Below are 16176 nucleotides of genomic sequence, written 5' to 3' on the forward strand. Positions count from 1 at the left end.
CACTGATTGAGTTCCCCGCTCTTGTAACTCCACCCAATTTAGTACAGCTATTTCGTAGAATTTTATGCAGCCTCAAGATAACCAATTGGTGTCATATCACCTAGTGAATCATGAGGTCGCTCATAATTATAAATATCTAACCACTCATCTGTGATTTCACGTACTTCTTGCAGTGACTCAAACAAGTATAAATCGAGCACTTCTTCACGATAACTTCGGTTAAACCTTTCCACAAAACCATTTTGGTAAGGACTGCCTGGCTCAGCTTCTTTGATCATGCTGACAATTTGAGTTTCGGTGAACTTGCTTTTTCTCATCGTAAATTTTCCTATTTTAGTTGATGGAAAATTCTACTTATGAACTGTTTCATTTTTTGGGGGAGTTACACTCTGACCTCAGTCTCGAACGCATGTAATACCCATTAACCCGAGGGTGAAGGAAGCATCCATGCCCGTTTTGTTAAACATGAACCTTCTATCGGGCAGCGCAAACTGTTCAGTAATACTGTTCAGTAATAAAGTCAAAATGGGGTTGATTGATTGGAGATTTGAGCAAAAAGGCGGACTGCTAAAGCCACTTTAAAAGGAGGCTAAATACAGCGCTAGGTAAAGGCACCTAGCGCAACGAGAAGTTATCCCAATTGTCGTAATTAAGTGGTCTATTGTGAGGTGAGAAAATCTTAACGCAGTTAGCGTCAAATTTACGCCTTCAAATTGAGCAAATATTAATGCTAATAGGTATTAAATATTTGTCACATCAATAAAGAGTGACTCATCTATATTTGTTGACGAAACTACAGCCTCATTAAAGTCATACGCTTCTCGTTCACCATTTCTATCAAGAGGCAGACTTTCAAAATCGAATAACTCTGTATCTGCCAACTGACTTGGGCTAACGTTTTGAATAGATTTAAAAATATTCTCTACGCGGCCAGGGGTTTTCTTGTCCCATTCCACCAACATAGACTTGATATTCTGCCTTTGTAAGTTTTCTTGTGAGCCACATAGATTACATGGAATGATTGGAAAGTCTTTATGCTCGGCATACTGAAGCAGATCTTTTTCGCGAGCATAAGTTAGTGGGCGGATCACCACATTGCGACCATCATCTGAACGCAGCTTTGGTGGCATCGCTTTCATTCTCGCGCCATAGAACATATTTAGGAACAGTGTCTCAACAATATCGTCTAAGTGGTGACCTAACGCTATTTTCGTCGCGCCAATTTTCTCGGCGAAAGAATATAAAGTACCACGGCGTAAACGAGAGCAGAGCCCACAGGTAGTCTTACCCTCAGGTACTTTTTCTTTAACCACTGAATAGGTATCTTTATCTATGATGTAGTATGGAATATCTAAGCTTTCAAAGTACTCGGGCAAAATATGCTCAGGAAAACCAGGCTGCTTTTGGTCTAGGTTTACCGCTACAACATCAAAATGGATCGGTGCTGCTTTTTTTAGATTTAGCAAAATATCCAGCATTGCAAATGAGTCTTTACCACCACTGATGCAAGCCATTACGACGTCACCTTCTTCGATCATATTATAATCTTTAATGGCATTACCGACATTGCGGCGCAAACGCTTTTGCAGCTTATTGAACTCTAAAACTTCTTTACGATTATCTTGCTCTATCATGGTGTTAGGTGCCGTACTCATACTTACTCAAGCCTGTAGTAAAGCTTTCAAGCTTTGCTACATTACTACATCAATTATGGGGCGCTGATTATACGTGAATTTACAGTGAGGTTAAATACAAAAAATGGCGCTTACATGGAGCGCCATTTTCATTTATCTTGGGGTGTAGATCTCAAGCGAACTAATTCATTGATATTATAATCCGAACACCACTTTTTCACTTTTCAGCATGCGGCTACTTAAGTAGGTAAAGATAGCAAATAGCCCCAAAGTTACCGCACTAGAGAGTAATAACTGCGTTACAGGGATAGCATTACCTTTGATGATCTCTATCATGGCATTTTGCTGAGCCGCGATAGGCATCCACTGCATAATATCCGTGGCGATATCATACGTTGTCGCCATACTCATCATTACTGGAATAAACAACGCCATTGCGACATAAGATTGTGCTTCTTTAAAAGACTTGGCAAGAAAAGAGATAAAGATAAGCAAACTGGCAGACATTAGTGCTATTGGTAAGCCAATTAAAATCGCTGTAACAATAAACGTAAAATCAATAATAACGGTAAAACCCATCATTTCCCACGGCACCATGTTGTATGCAAACTTAGAGACTACAGTGGTTAAAATTAATGCAATGATAGAGAAACCTGCAATTGCGCCTACTTTAGCTAGTACAATATGTGTTGTGCTTATTGGGTGACTCAATAACAGTTGTAAAGAGTTGCGCTCTCTCTCCCCTGCACTGCTGTCAATGGCCATTCCCATCGCAGCGTAAAAAAGCGAAATAATAATAGATAGCGTGGCAATCCCAAGCACAAATCCACCTTTAGAAGTAGGCGTTGCTTGATCATGTGTTTGCACGTCGATTGCGCGGGCAATGGTTGGGTCAATACCACGGGCCACCAGACGTAGTGAAGCAACTTCGCTGTTGTATAGCATCAAATTACGTTCCAAACGATTAATTGACGCACGTAGTTTTTGCTCTGATTTATCCGCAATAATAAATACCGTGGCGCTCTTTCCTTGCGTCATATTGACCTGATAATCGTCACTGATCTCCAAAGTAATCGCTTTAACTTCCTCTCCCTCTCCATGTTCAATTTCTTTACTTGCAAGGAACTGCACGAGATTTGGTGCATTATGTGCATTTTTTATCGTGATTTTTAATGCCTCTGGTGATGCCATTTGTTTAAACATCACAGTAAACAGTACACACATTAAGATAGGCGCACCAATACAGTAGTAAAGTCCGGCCATTACTGAGCGCTTATCTCGACTTGCATCTAGCACTTCTTTTTTAAACAATATTGAAATCAACTTCATCATGCCGCAATTCCTTCATCTGTACCAATTAAGGTGATAAATGCTTCTTCCAAGGAGGTTTTACCTGTTTGCTCACAAAGTGACTGCGGGGAGCCTTGTGCGACCACTTTCCCTTTGGCCATCACGACCACATGATCGCAAAGTGCTGCGACTTCTTGCATTACGTGGCTTGAAAACAACACACAGTGACCTTGTGCTTTTAACATCAACAGCAGATCACGTAGCACTCTGGTACTCATTACATCCAGCCCTCGAGTCGGCTCATCCAGAACAATATTTGTTGGTTTATGCACAATCGCTTGTGCTAGCGCTGTTTTCATTCTCTGACCTTGAGAAAACCCTTTACAACGCCTATCAGCGATATCAAGCATTTGTAACTTCTCAAGTACCGTTTGTGTGGCAGCTGCGGCTGCCTTTGGTTCCATACCACTCAACTGTGCATAAAACTGAGTGTATTCACGTGGTGTCATTCGCTCATAAAGCCCACATGGATCGGGAAATAAACCAAGTTGCTGCTTCGCTTTTGTTGGCTCTTTAGCAACATCAATATTATCTATCGTGGCATGACCTTTATCAGCCTGAAGCAAACCAAACACAGTGCGCAAACATGTTGTTTTACCAGCACCATTCGGGCCTAGTAACCCCGTAATTTGGCCATCACTGGCAGTGAATGAAAGCCCATCTAACGCGTTCACTTCACCAATTTTTTTATATAAGTTATCTACTTGGATCATGACTTACTCCTTATCAGCAATGCTGGCTGGGCCATTAATATTCATAAAGAATTGCTTACGTGTATCTTCTTGAAGGCAACTAGTATCAAAATCTCCGACAGCTTTTTCATCATAAAACTTAGCAATAAGTTTATTTGCACAGCTTTGACTCGCAACAATATGAGTTGCTGTCGGTGCCACTAAATGGGTTGCATTAGTCAGTTTTTCCATCGCCACTTCAGCCCACTTTGCTGGCGTAGCTGGGTCTAAACCACCAGATAGCAAAAGCGTTGGTATATCAGACTCTACAGGGTCATAGTAGCTATCAGGAACCGGTTTAACATCCCATATTGGGCAGGTAATATCGAGACCTTCAACCATTGTCTTACCAATATAATTCTTGCTGTACTTCTCTTTATCGGCACCTGATAACCTTGCCCAGTCTTCACCACATACAATGGCCTGATGCATACCAAGGGCGAGATCCATACCGTCCTCATTCGGCGCCATCATACCCACTAAAGGTAATACGTTACCTTTACTCGCTTCACTAATAGCAAGTGGGATCAACACTCTTGAAGGATGAGCATAAAGAGCCATCCTGATTGCGCCATATAGCTTAGACTTAGTCATTGTCATATCTAATGGCTGACTTGTCCTTGGGTGCAAAACGGATACTTTAAGTGGAGTTTGCTCAACTTGTGTCAGTAATGATTGCCAACGCTGGGCTAAATTAGGGTAAGCTTGGGCGCATTTTTGATCCGACTGGCATTGTTTAAACAACGCATTCAACGAGTCTTCAATCGCCCCGCCAATCGCTAATAAGCTTTGGTTACTTGGTGCAAGCCCGTCTAATACTGCTGACGCCACGCTATCAGGGAACTGTCTCATATACTCAAGTGCAATACGAGTGCCATAAGAGCCACCGTATAAATGCAGCTTACTATAGCCAAGCGCTTTTCTTACCGCGTCGAAGTCTTTGGCCGCAGCGGGGGTGGTGTAATCAGACAAGTCTGTCGCTAGTTTTTCTTTACACTCAATAGTGTCTTCTTTGTAAAAGTCTAAGCCTAATAAAGTATCATCCACAGCAAACTGGCTTGCGAGATCATCAAGCCCACACTGTAAAAGATTAGACTTTCCAGTTCCTCTTTGGTCAACAAGGATGATGTCTCTATTCTCTCTGGCATATTTTAAAATGCGCTCAAAGTTCGCTGCGATGCTCGTCGCCGACTGCCCAGGACCGCCTGCAAACGCGAGTATTGCTTCTTGCGGATATAAGGGCTTGATAGCAGGAATAACCACAAAGTGAATATCAATTTTTTGATCTTGTTTTTCATCACTTAATGGTTGCGACAATGTACCACACTGCACTCTATCACTCAGGTGTTTAGCGTAGCAAGGCGCTAATTCAACTGCTGATGTCGCTGCACGAAGTGGCAACGCAGCACTAATAAGTAAGGGTACTGCCGCCAACTTTACTAAGTTTTTCTTAATGTTAAATGGCTTTTTCATAGTTAATTCCTTGTTGACTCATCGCCAGTATGCTAACTTTAAATGAGTGTATCAGTGTATTATTGTATTAATACAGTAGAATCAGAGTAATGCTAGATCTTATTCATGTCAACCCCAACAGCGCAGAGCCCATATACAAACAGCTATTTGATCAAATAGTGCGATTAATCGTGTCTGGTAAAGCACATCCCGGAGACGAATTGCCTTCGGTGAGAAAACTTGCAGAGTACTTTGCAGTCAACCCCATGACAGTATCTCGTGCAATTGGGCAACTAGTAGATCAAGGTTGGCTTGAACGCAGACGCGGTCAGCCAACCCGGGTGGCAAAGCAACTAGCCATGCAACAAACGGACAACCTTCTGCAAAAAAATTTAAGTATTTTAATCACTGACGCTAAGCAACTGGGGATAAGTAAAACAGAGTTGTTATCATTGATAGATAAAAACTGGGAACAAGAATAATGACAAGCCCACTACTAGAATTTGATCAAGTAAATAAGCAGTTTGCAGGTAAAGCTGTTTTAAACAATATCAACCTTATTATTGAGCCGGGTATGGTGATGGGGTTATTGGGGCGAAATGGTGCGGGTAAAACCACATTATTACGTATCGCCCTTGGCCTGATCTCACAAAACACGGGAGTCGTAAGGTGTTTAGACAGTGACAATCGGCAGCTTAGTCCTGCATGCAAGCAAAGAATCGGATATGTACCCCAACAACCGTGTGGCTATCAAGGATTTAAAGTCAATGATGCAATAGCACTACACAGAAGCTTTTACCCTAACTGGGACAGTACGCTAGAGCAAACATGGCTATCGCGACTTGAGCTTGATGGCAACGCGCTAGTTAGTAACCTTTCTGGCGGACAGCAACAAAGCTTGGCGCTTATCATGGCTATGTCATACCGTCCACAGTTACTGATTTTGGATGAACCCGTTTCCAGCTTAGACCCCATTGCACGCCGAGCTTTTATGAGTGATTTGTTTGAGTTAGCATTGGACACAGGTTCAGGGGTGCTTTTCTCTTCCCATATCACCTCAGATGTCGAACGTATCGCGAGCCATATTGCAATCATCAAAGACGGAGAGGTACTCGTTTCGGGAGAACTCGACAGCTTAAAAGAACAGATCAAAATTGTTCCAAATAGCGCCAGCGACCCTTTACCCGGAGCCACAATACTTCATCAGTCTCAGCGTTCTACCGTATATCAAGCAAGCTCCTGTAACTTAAGATCCAAAAAACCTGAACATAACATCACAAATCTTGAGCAGCTTTTTGTGGAGCTACATCAATGAGATTCATCGGCAAGGCAAATTACTGGTCAGGATTCTCTGGACTGTGGATGAAAGAATGTGGCTCAGCCAACTTCTTCATTCCTGGCGTATTAGGCGCATTAGTGTCTCCTTTTGCGTTCATGATAGCAGATCAACATCTTCAAAGTTTTGCTTTAGTTTTCTCACTTAGTGCTTTATGGATGGCGTTCTGCTGGCAAGTTGTCAAACTTCAGGCGCAAGAAGGTGCAATGTTATTCCCTGCGCTCAAGCATCATGTTTACAAGCAAGGTGGACTTATTTTATTACTTGGCTACGCGTTCAATGCGCTAGCTATGATAAACCAACCGGTGCTTGAGGTTATCTGTAGCATGCTATTTGCCAGCGCATACTGCGGCTACTTCTTTTTGCTCACGCAAAGAAGCAGTCGCCACTTTAAGCACAATAGTTACTTCTTTATGCTGCTTTTAATGGCTGCTATGTTTTTTGGTCACCAACCAACTACATTAGCCGCGTTAGCGATCCCACCGAGCCTCATTGCTTTATACTTCATTTTTACAAGGCAAAAAAACTGCCACTGGCACCCAGAGGCCTATCAAACCTACCTTAATAATATTCAAACGGGTTTACTACCTGTTCATACTTTCACGCCAGCTTGGTTGACACAGAAGTTTCGGCATTTTTTGATGCCTATGAGTTATTTTTCTGGAAACTTGCTGCTACAAACCTGCCAACTTTTTGTGTTAGCAGGTCTCCTTGCAATAATTGCCGCCGTGTTTTTTGATGCCAACTCTCAGTTTTTGATGATGTTTATGGATGTGCTGACAATTATGGTTGCGATTTTCGTGTGTTGGTCAAAGCTACAAACTAGGATGAGCTGGGATCAACTTTATTTGCTTCCTATCTACTCGAGCCTGACTTCCATTAAACGGGCATATCACATTGCCGCATGCAAACTGGCTCTATGCCTGGCACTATATCAACTTATTATCATAGTTGTTTGCGACAGCTTGTCTGCACCACAACCTTACTCCGTTTATATTCTCATTTTTGCAGGCTCAGTATCCAGTTTTATGCTGTGTATTGCACTTGGCAGTATTGTTAACAATACTATTTCACTCTCACTCTCCTGCATGTTCGCTCTGGTTTTAGACAGTGCTCTAAAAGCTTACCTTTTAGAGCATCATCAAGCTATCAGTAGCGTACTTGTGATGTTTGGCTACTGTATAGCTATCAGCTTGCTACTTTTATATGCGAGTAAGAAGGTTGAGTAACGCTTAGTGGGAATGCGTCCGACTGTTTATAAAGTCTGTCACAGAGAATAACACCCCAGAAATAACAAAAGTGATATGGATCCCAACTTTCCATGCGAGTTGTTCGCTGGTTAACTCGTGAGAGTGAATAAATACTTTTAATAGTTCTACGGCTGAGATAGCCACAATGGCACTAATAAGCTTGATTTTGAGGCCAGAAAACCCAACCTTTCCCATCCAGGTAGGCTTATCTTCTTGCGGTTCAACATTTAACTTCGAAACAAAATTTTCATACCCACTAAAAATAATGATGATTAATAGCCCTGCCAAAAGAGCAGTATCAACCAGTGTCAAAATACCAATTAACAGCTCTTGATTTGTCGCGCTAAGCGCGGTGATAGTCATGACATAGAGCTGCTTAAAGAACTTTAATAGCAGTAGTACTATCGCTAATAACAAACCAACAAAAAAAGGAGCTAGAAGCCATCTACCTTTAAAAAGAGTTCGCTCTAAAAGGTGCTCGTAGCGATTAGGCTGCTCACTTTTAGACCTAACATCTTGTTCCATATTATTACTCATTACCTTGTTCTAAAGATTACATTTAACCGCTAAATGTAGCATTATGAATCCTAATTCTCACGTTTTATTGTTCATAACTTAAATCAATTTTTTGCTCTTTAAGACAAAATTAATTCGTTTTCTTTATTTTAATTTTTGCTTTAAAACGTGCTTGTTCTTTCAATTAACAGGTAAAACGAATGAAAACCTTAACTTCATCATTAATCGCTCTGTCTTTATTTGCTTCTACTTTGGTAAAGGCAAACGATGAGTTACCAGTTGCACCCACAGACTTGGTTCAAGAGCTAACTGAAATGTGCCTTGATTGGGCAAAAGATGATGAGGTACAAGCCTCCGAACTAAAAAGGTATGTACTAAGCTGTGTTAACGATGAATTACAAGCGACTGGATATCAAAAAGTCAAAGATGTAGAAGTCAAATAGTAGTAACATATGTAGGTAAGAGGCTGCTCAAGAGATTGAGCAGCCTTATGTTCTTAAAAAGCGGTTAGGCTTTTTTCTTACGTGTCGCCTTTTCTTCCTCAACCCATTTACCATTGCTGTAAGTTGCCTTCCAGCCAGTAGCCTTGCCGTCTACTTCGGTCATTACATATTGAGTCTTGGTTTTTCTTGAGTAACGCACAATTGCCAAGTTTCCATCTGAGTCTTGCTCTGGTGCGTCAGCCAAATAATAAAATTTTGGCGAAATTCTATCTCTAAAGCGTTTAAGCTCTGCAACTTTTGGTGCCCTTGTTTCTCGCGATTTAGGGAACGTATGCGCCGCTAAGAAAATACCAGATGCACCATCACGTAGCACGAAATGCGCGTCTGATTTTTCGCACTCTAATTCAGGTAATGGAACTGGATCTTCCTTAGGTGGCGCAGCCTCACCATTTTTCAATAATTTTCGCGTATTTTTGCACGACTCGTTGGTACAGCCAAAATATTTGCCAAATCGCCCAGATTTAAGCTGCATATCCGCGCCACACTTGTCACACTCAATAACAGGGCCATCATAGCCTTTGATTTTGAATGAACCAGTTTCAATCACATAACCCTTACATGCAGGATTATTACCACAGACATGAAGCTTTTTGGTTTCATCAATGAGGTACGAGTCCATTGCTGTTTCACAAATAGGGCACCGCTTCATGTGACGAAGTGACTCAGCTTCTGCCTCTTCATCTGCATCCGCTGCAACAGCTTCATCACCTGATACAAGGTTAATTGTTGTGGTACAACGTTCTTTGGGGGGCAAATTATAACCAGTACAACCCAAGAAAACACCGGTTGAAGCTGTACGGATCCCCATCTTTCTTGAACAAGTTGGGCAGTCAATGTCTGTTTCTACCATGACATTTTGTCGCATTCCGCCTTCATTTTCATCACCGGCAGCAATTTCTAACTGATGAGAAAAATCAGCATAGAACTTGTCTAGTACCTGCGTCCAAACCCGCTCACCTTCTGCAATATCATCCAGTCGACCTTCCATCTTCGCAGTGAAATCAAAGTTCATCAAGTCGTTGAAGTTTTCCACCAAGCGGTCGGTAACAATTTCACCCATTTTCTCGGCATAAAAACGTCGATTCTCTACACGTACATAGCCTCTATCTTGAATGGTCGAGATAATAGCAGCATAGGTAGAAGGTCGGCCAATACCTCGCTTTTCTAGCTCTTTAACCAAACTTGCTTCACTATATCGCGCAGGTGGCTTTGTAAAGTGTTGTTTCGGGTCTAATGCAATCAAGTTGAGTTTATCACCCACACTTACACTTGGTAGCGCTTGATCTTCTTCATTTTTCTTACGAACTGAAGGTTGTACACGAGTCCAACCGTCAAACCTAAGTACGCGGCCTTTAGCCTTCAAGGTGTAGTCTTCTGCCGCCACGGTAAGCGTCGTTAGATCATACTCAGCTGGGGTCATCTGGCAGGCCACAAATTGACGCCAAATCAGCTCATACAGTTTTTTAGCGTCCGCTTCCACGCCATCAAGATGACCAGACAACACGTTTACATCTGAAGGACGAATAGCTTCGTGTGCTTCTTGTGCATTTCCTTTCGCCGAGTAGCGCAGTGGCGCGTCCGGTAAATATTTATTACCAAACTCGTTTTCGATGTAGCCACGGCACATTTCAAGCGCGTCATTGGATAGGTTTGTCGAGTCGGTACGCATGTAGGTAATGTAACCAGCTTCATAGAGACGCTGGGCTAGCATCATGGTCTTCTTAACCCCATAACCTAAGCGAGTACTTGCCGCTTGCTGCATTGTTGATGTAATAAATGGCGCACTCGGCTTACTCTTGCTTGGCTTTTCTTCAACTTTGACGACTTCGTAAACACTGTTTTCAAGCACTTGTACAGCAGTATCAGCCTGCGCTTTATTTACTGGTTTAAATGCTTCGCCTTTAAACTTAGTAACCGCTAGGCGAATATCATCTTTTGTTGCTTTAACATCTGCGTGAATATCCCAAAACTCTTCTGGAATAAATGCTTTTATCTCACGCTCTCGTTCAACAAGTAATCTTACTGCAACTGATTGCACTCGACCAGCAGACAGCCCTCTGGCAACCTTTTGCCAAAGCAATGGCGAAACCATAAAGCCCACAACACGGTCAAGGAATCGTCTTGCCTGTTGTGCATATACCATGTCAGTATTTAGCTCACCTGGATCTTCAAAAGCTTGCTTTATCGCATTTTTGGTGATCTCATTAAATACCACGCGCTTGTATTTACTTTCATCACCGCCAATGATTTGCTCAAGGTGCCAAGCAATCGCTTCCCCTTCTCTATCCAAATCCGTCGCCAGATAGATGTGGTCTGCATCTTCAGCAAGTTTTTGTAGCTCTTGAACTACCTTTTCTTTACCAGGCAAAATTTCGTAATGCGGTTCCCAACCCTTTTCAGGGTCAATCCCCATCCTCGCAACCAAGTTTGCATAGTCTTTTTGCTTTTTGTATTGCGCTTTTTCTTCAGGTGACATTTTGCGCACTTCAGCTGGCGACTTAGTTGCCAAACCTTTTGTTTTGCCTGCGCCTGAAGTAGGAAGATCTCGAACATGACCCACACTGGATTTAACAATGTAGTCCTTGCCGAGGTATTTATTGATTGTTTTTGCCTTCGCGGGAGACTCTACAATTACTAGCGATTTGCCCATAGCTGCCTATTTTTGACCGATTCTGTCTGTGTTTGCCCTTACTTGGGCGTTGAATTACTTATAGGTATATCTACAAACACCTATTGTTACAAGCTAAATATACGAACTTTTCCCTGATCACTGAATTATTATCCAATTTATGTACAATAAACAGCCAACTTAGGGACGTTTTCTTTTATATAAGGTTAAGGCACGGGAATATAAAGGAATAGAAAGAAAAATGCCAACCCGAAAGTTGGCATTTGAAGAATTAACCTGCGTCTCTGACTTTTATACCTTTGTTTCTAACTTTCCTGTCGCTGTCATCATCTCCTAAAGCAGGAAATGTAAATTTAATGTTCAGAAGACCTTCAAACTTATTGTTTGGTTCAGTTTCGGGTACTAGAATAACCTCAATTTCACCTGGTATTGCCTTTCCACTGTTACTAACTACGCGCGTGATTGTCCCACCTGTTAATTCGCCATTATTTGTGGAAATCTCCACATCAGTGCCGGCGGGCAATGGATTTCCAAACTCATCACTAAAGAAGATAGTGATAGGAACAGAAGCAGGGCTGTCTGATACAGTAAAGTCTACTTCTGCGATATCACAATAGCCATCTTGATCAGACGTTTCCAAAACTAAGCCATTACTATTAGCACAAGTACCTGAGTCTGTTAATGACTGAAACACCGTGAAGCGGACATAGGGCACATCTCCAGACATTACTAATTCAAACTGCCTGTAGACATTTACCAGTTCCCTAGTACACTCACCAGCATTTTCGGCAGCTTCCGAGCACAGCAACCCGTTATACCTGCCATCGCCTTCAAAAGTGCCGTTGCCATCAGTATCAAAGTCAAATAAACCATTATTATTTGCATCTATCCACCAATCGTCATGCCCGCCATTCTTCGTCCCAGTAGGAGAACATGGACCCGAGTTAGCAGCAACATCACAATCTTCTTTATCGAACCGTCCATTTTCATTTGTGTCTAAAAAAGCTTCAGTCAGATCATACTCTTGCCTATATTCACCAATATCAAATCGACCATTCCTACGCTCAATACCATCACTGGATTGTTCATCTCGAAAATTCTCTTGACCTTTAACAAAAGCTAGCACGCTTACGCGCCCCCCAACCACTACGCGTCTGAGAGCTGTCGTTTCTCCATCAGTTATAGATGCATCTCTTTGTCTTAACATCCCCTCAATACAAGGAGCTGGACTGCCAAAATAAGGATCACAATTCCAATTTGAGGGCTCTGCTTTTTGGCTATTCGATAGAGTTGCGGCCAATTTTGGTGCAACTCCTTCATATGTATTTGAATTACCGTCAATGTCACCGATTCGATTACCCCAACGATAATCATAAAAAGGTCTATCGCCTTGGCTGCGCCACACAACAGTACAAGAAGCCTGGTTTGTTCGGCAATCATAAGTATCAGGTGAATCAAGGCTACCTATTGCCCCAGCCTCTGCAATAACGGTTGCAGCGACCCCATCAGCATTAAATTGGTTGAATTGATCGCCAAAAAATAACCTTATATCGGTGGTTACTCCACTATGATTAAGTGAATTGGTATTAAACGTGGTTGGAGAGGCATCAAATGTATCTTGATCGGTAACACCAGAGCTTAATATTAAGCCTGAAGAAACACCAAAAATCTGTTCACTTAGTGGGATTGTATGCATAACGCCGGTAGGACAACGAACATCATCGTTTGTAGCATCAGTATCGTTACATGCCTTTGCAATATCTGTCCAGCAAGTTATTGCGTCACCATCTGGCAAGTTAACGTAAGATTCTTCTGGGATATAACATGCACTAACAACAAGTGGCCCCGGTACGATACCTGACTTAACTGTAGTTCTCACAATACCATTAGCATTGGTATTACCCGTGATTTGCGTGAGAGAGGCCAAGCCTTGCTCATCAGATAACCTGAAATCAACACGAGCACGGGGAATTGCAAGATTGTCTTCATCGACTAGCTTAAAGCTCACGACTGATTGCGTCGGCAAGCCCCCTTCGCCTGGAGGTAAAGCAATAAACTGGTTGAAGCCTTCTTCTTCTGGCAAAAACTGTACGGCCTGTGCAAGTGCACTGTCGATCTCAATCGTGGTTTCTTTGTTAATTGGCGAACTACCGTTTTGAATGGTCACTGAAATGCGGTCTTCACCTTGACAGCCTTTAGCGCGGTAAGTAGAGCGTGCAATACCGTTTGACGTGTTCACACTTTCATCAAGTTCGGCCAAAGCCGGTGTAGCAGATGAACAGGGGGAACTAAATGCCACCTCAAATGCGCTATTAATTAAGGCACCATTTTGGTCTTTCAGCGTTACGGTAATCACGGTACTACCACCAGCTGAAAGCTGTTGTTGAACGCCATCGCCATCAACCAGGCCGTTATCAATAGACACATTTAGCTGCGCAACACCGACGTTAAAGTTAATTGCTTGGGTAACATCAATATAGTCTGGTGAATTTACGGTTATCGTCCCTGCACCACCTTGATTTCCAGGTTGAAACTTTAAGATAGCAATACCAAAATTATCAGTTAACGCTGTGCCAGTTGCAGGTAAAATGGTACCTAATGTAGTTTCAGCACTAATTAGCGCATTAGCGATTGCATCACTTGTTTGACTTGAGGTGAGCTTGATAAAAATATCAGCAGTTTCATTTGATGACACTTGATTAACACGCGTACACCCCGCCGCAATTGGATCTATCATTGCTTGGTCACGATTTGTATCCCAGCCCACAGGACACTGGCTTAGTAGCATCACCTCAAGCTTACCTGAGGCCGTATTATCTGAGTTATCACCACCACCTTGAGAGGTAAAATCGAACGTCTTTGATACTGCGTTACTACCTTGTTCATAAGACGCTGTAATGCGACCAGCTCCAACCACATTGGTTACCTTTAGGGTAACTGAAGCTTTCCCTTCTGTATCAGTTAACACTGAACCTGAACTAGGTTCCATTACTGCAAACTCATCGCTTTCAAAAACAACGCGACTATTCGCAAGCGCGCTGCCATCTTTTGTTAATGTTGCTGTAATAATGAGAGGAGAAGTGGACGAAAGTGTATTTGCTGTATTACCGTCGCTGTCTGAACCTGATAATGTTATAGCGTATGTGCCATCACTACCATCACCATTTCCATTGTCAGTATCTTTTTGAATGCTGCCGCCACCGCCGCATGCAGTCAGTAAAAATGCGATTATCAGCAAGCCAAAATAGCGCATCAAGGGCATTTACCTGTCTCCCTAGCTAAGTTAATTTTATTATTGCTCAATAGTAACCCAATTTTAGCGATAAAATCACAATTTTTTATTAGATTAACTCGATTTTCTATCGCTAAATGCTGTTCATCTGCGCTAAGCCTGTTAAGCTTTACGGATTTTAAAATACATAGTGTTAGGACAATGTCAGAAAATCAAAAAATGGGCCTAACGGCGCGCATTATGATAGGTATGGTATTAGGCGTAGCGTTAGGCTTTATACTCCAGACCATACTTGGCGACAGCAAAGAAGTACTTATACCTTTAGGTCTTTTTGACCTGCCTGTTAAAGGTTTTTTTGTTGATGGTTTGTTTCATATCGGTGGCCAAATCTTTATTGCAAGCTTAAAGATGCTTGTTGTTCCTTTAGTTTTTATTTCATTAGTGTGTGGTACGTGTAGTCTAAGCGATCCGAAAAAGTTAGGCCGATTAGGTGGGAAATCTATCGGTCTTTATCTGATCACAACTGCGATAGCAATTACAGTTGCGATAACGCTGGCTCTGTTTTTTGCTCCAGGTGGAGACGTTGAAGTACCCAGCACAGCTTCGTTCGATGCAAAGCAAGCGCCAACCTTAGTTCAAGTTATTATCAATATGTTCCCAACCAACCCAATTGATGCGATGGCTAACGGCAATATGTTGCAAATCATTGTGTTCGCACTGTTGTTTGGTATTGCCATGGCACTGAGTGGAGATGCAGGGGCTCGATTGGCCGCAGTATTTGAAGATTTAAACACTATTGTACTAAAGCTTGTCACTTTACTGATGAACGTTGCACCATACGGGGTATTTTGTTTGATGGCCAAGTTATTTACTACCATCGATATGGGCTTAATTGTTGAGCTTGGAAAATACTTTATGGTGGTAGTCTTAGCACTGCTTATTCATGCGTTTATTAACTACTCTATTTTGTTTAAGTTACTTACAGGGCTAAGCCCGGTTGTTTTCCTCAAAAAAATGAAAGATGCCTGCATGTTTGCATTTAGCACCTCGAGTTCCAGCGCGACTATGCCAGTGACATTAGAAACCGCAACTAAAAAGTTAGGTGCGCATAATTCGGTTGCTTCTTTTACTATACCGCTTGGTGCAACTATCAATATGGATGGTACTGCGATTATGCAGGGGGTGGCAACTGTCTTTATTGCCCAAGTATTCGGCGTTGACCTTACAATAAATGATTACTTAATGGTTATTCTTACAGCCACACTCGCCTCTGTTGGTACTGCAGGCGTTCCAGGTGTCGGTTTGATTATGTTGGCTATGGTGTTAAATCAAGTTGGACTACCTGTTGAGGGGATTGCGTTAATTATCGGTGTCGATAGATTACTTGATATGACAAGAACGGCTGTTAATGTCACTGGTGATTGTATGGTCACTTGTGTTGTTGCGAAGTCAGAAGATGAATTTGATGTCACTGTTTTCAATGATCCTGACGCTGCAAAAGAGCTCGAAGAAACAACCTCTAGAGTCAAGGCCTGATCCCAAT

Annotated in this window: 12 protein-coding genes and 1 pseudogene; 5 read left to right on the forward strand and 8 right to left on the reverse strand. The window is 42.2% G+C overall.

Features of this window, described 5'->3' with window-relative positions:
- Positions 1-62 precede the first annotated feature (62 nt).
- The 5 genes and pseudogenes from F9Y84_RS03170 to F9Y84_RS03190 all read right to left on the reverse strand — a co-directional run.
- Positions 63-263, reverse strand: a pseudogene (locus tag F9Y84_RS03170) (integrase core domain-containing protein); the annotation flags it as partial.
- A gap of 477 nt (positions 264-740) precedes the next feature.
- Entirely contained in the window at positions 741-1634 is an 894-nt protein-coding gene (ttcA, locus tag F9Y84_RS03175) for a tRNA 2-thiocytidine(32) synthetase TtcA (RefSeq protein ID WP_125253885.1), read from the reverse strand.
- Positions 1635-1829: 195 nt separating this feature from the next.
- On the reverse strand, positions 1830-2966 hold the full coding sequence (locus F9Y84_RS03180) for an ABC transporter permease (RefSeq protein WP_147389270.1): 1137 nt from the start codon (positions 2964-2966) through the stop codon (positions 1830-1832).
- Complete coding sequence (locus tag F9Y84_RS03185) at positions 2963-3697, reverse strand: ABC transporter ATP-binding protein (protein WP_128729906.1); 735 nt, start codon at positions 3695-3697, stop codon at positions 2963-2965. Before F9Y84_RS03185 ends, F9Y84_RS03180 begins: the two co-directional genes overlap by 4 nt.
- Positions 3698-3700: 3 nt before the next feature.
- Positions 3701-5188, reverse strand: coding sequence for an alpha/beta hydrolase (locus F9Y84_RS03190; protein WP_147389271.1), 1488 nt, complete (start codon positions 5186-5188; stop codon positions 3701-3703).
- An 89-nt stretch (positions 5189-5277) separates the two neighbouring features.
- On the opposite strand from F9Y84_RS03190, the gene F9Y84_RS03195 reads away from it, so the two are divergent.
- From F9Y84_RS03195 to F9Y84_RS03205, 3 genes are read left to right on the forward strand one after another with little or no spacing between them, the layout of a single operon-like run.
- Entirely contained in the window at positions 5278-5649 is a 372-nt protein-coding gene (locus F9Y84_RS03195; protein ID WP_125253853.1) for a GntR family transcriptional regulator, read from the forward strand.
- Positions 5649-6482, forward strand: a complete 834-nt coding sequence (locus F9Y84_RS03200; protein WP_147389272.1) for an ABC transporter ATP-binding protein — start codon at positions 5649-5651, stop codon at positions 6480-6482. Before F9Y84_RS03195 ends, F9Y84_RS03200 begins: the two co-directional genes overlap by 1 nt.
- Entirely contained in the window at positions 6479-7732 is a 1254-nt protein-coding gene (locus tag F9Y84_RS03205) for a hypothetical protein (protein ID WP_125253851.1), read from the forward strand. Before F9Y84_RS03200 ends, F9Y84_RS03205 begins: the two co-directional genes overlap by 4 nt.
- A 3-nt stretch (positions 7733-7735) precedes the next feature.
- Here the strand turns inward: F9Y84_RS03205 and F9Y84_RS03210 are convergent, their stop codons facing one another.
- Positions 7736-8290, reverse strand: coding sequence for a TIGR00645 family protein (locus tag F9Y84_RS03210; protein WP_125253850.1), 555 nt, complete (start codon positions 8288-8290; stop codon positions 7736-7738).
- 179 nt (positions 8291-8469) lie between these two features.
- On the opposite strand from F9Y84_RS03210, the gene F9Y84_RS03215 reads away from it, so the two are divergent.
- Entirely contained in the window at positions 8470-8712 is a 243-nt protein-coding gene (locus F9Y84_RS03215) for a hypothetical protein (protein WP_147389273.1), read from the forward strand.
- 64 nt (positions 8713-8776) lie between these two features.
- Here the strand turns inward: F9Y84_RS03215 and topA are convergent, their stop codons facing one another.
- Positions 8777-11422 carry a type I DNA topoisomerase gene (topA, locus tag F9Y84_RS03220; protein ID WP_147389274.1) on the reverse strand — a complete coding sequence of 882 codons (2646 nt, stop codon included), beginning with the start codon at positions 11420-11422 and terminating at the stop codon, positions 8777-8779.
- A gap of 250 nt (positions 11423-11672) precedes the next feature.
- Positions 11673-14663, reverse strand: coding sequence for an Ig-like domain-containing protein (locus tag F9Y84_RS03225; protein ID WP_147389275.1), 2991 nt, complete (start codon positions 14661-14663; stop codon positions 11673-11675).
- A 171-nt stretch (positions 14664-14834) separates the two neighbouring features.
- Between F9Y84_RS03225 and F9Y84_RS03230 the strand changes: the two genes are divergently transcribed.
- Positions 14835-16169 carry a dicarboxylate/amino acid:cation symporter gene (locus tag F9Y84_RS03230; RefSeq protein ID WP_147389276.1) on the forward strand — a complete coding sequence of 445 codons (1335 nt, stop codon included), beginning with the start codon at positions 14835-14837 and terminating at the stop codon, positions 16167-16169.
- The last annotated feature ends 7 nt before the right edge of the window (positions 16170-16176 follow it).

It is taken from the genome of Pseudoalteromonas peptidolytica, from assembly GCF_012641745.1.
GTDB classification, from domain to species: domain Bacteria; phylum Pseudomonadota; class Gammaproteobacteria; order Enterobacterales; family Alteromonadaceae; genus Pseudoalteromonas; species Pseudoalteromonas peptidolytica.

Bases quoted from the DNA above. Each gene is read 5' to 3' on its own strand.
- F9Y84_RS03205 (WP_125253851.1), top strand. From the start codon at position 6,479: ATGAGATTCATCGGCAAGGCAAATTACTGGTCAGGATTCTCTGGACTG.
- F9Y84_RS03215 (WP_147389273.1), top strand. From the start codon at position 8,470: ATGAAAACCTTAACTTCATCATTAATCGCTCTGTCTTTATTTGCTTCT.
- F9Y84_RS03180 (WP_147389270.1), bottom strand. From the start codon at position 2,966: ATGATGAAGTTGATTTCAATATTGTTTAAAAAAGAAGTGCTAGATGCA.
- F9Y84_RS03210 (WP_125253850.1), bottom strand. From the start codon at position 8,290: ATGAGTAATAATATGGAACAAGATGTTAGGTCTAAAAGTGAGCAGCCT.
- F9Y84_RS03185 (WP_128729906.1), bottom strand. From the start codon at position 3,697: ATGATCCAAGTAGATAACTTATATAAAAAAATTGGTGAAGTGAACGCG.
- ttcA (WP_125253885.1), bottom strand. From the start codon at position 1,634: ATGATAGAGCAAGATAATCGTAAAGAAGTTTTAGAGTTCAATAAGCTG.
- F9Y84_RS03225 (WP_147389275.1), bottom strand. From the start codon at position 14,663: ATGCCCTTGATGCGCTATTTTGGCTTGCTGATAATCGCATTTTTACTG.
- topA (WP_147389274.1), bottom strand. From the start codon at position 11,422: ATGGGCAAATCGCTAGTAATTGTAGAGTCTCCCGCGAAGGCAAAAACA.
- F9Y84_RS03190 (WP_147389271.1), bottom strand. From the start codon at position 5,188: ATGAAAAAGCCATTTAACATTAAGAAAAACTTAGTAAAGTTGGCGGCA.
- F9Y84_RS03200 (WP_147389272.1), top strand. From the start codon at position 5,649: ATGACAAGCCCACTACTAGAATTTGATCAAGTAAATAAGCAGTTTGCA.
- F9Y84_RS03195 (WP_125253853.1), top strand. From the start codon at position 5,278: ATGCTAGATCTTATTCATGTCAACCCCAACAGCGCAGAGCCCATATAC.
- F9Y84_RS03230 (WP_147389276.1), top strand. From the start codon at position 14,835: ATGTCAGAAAATCAAAAAATGGGCCTAACGGCGCGCATTATGATAGGT.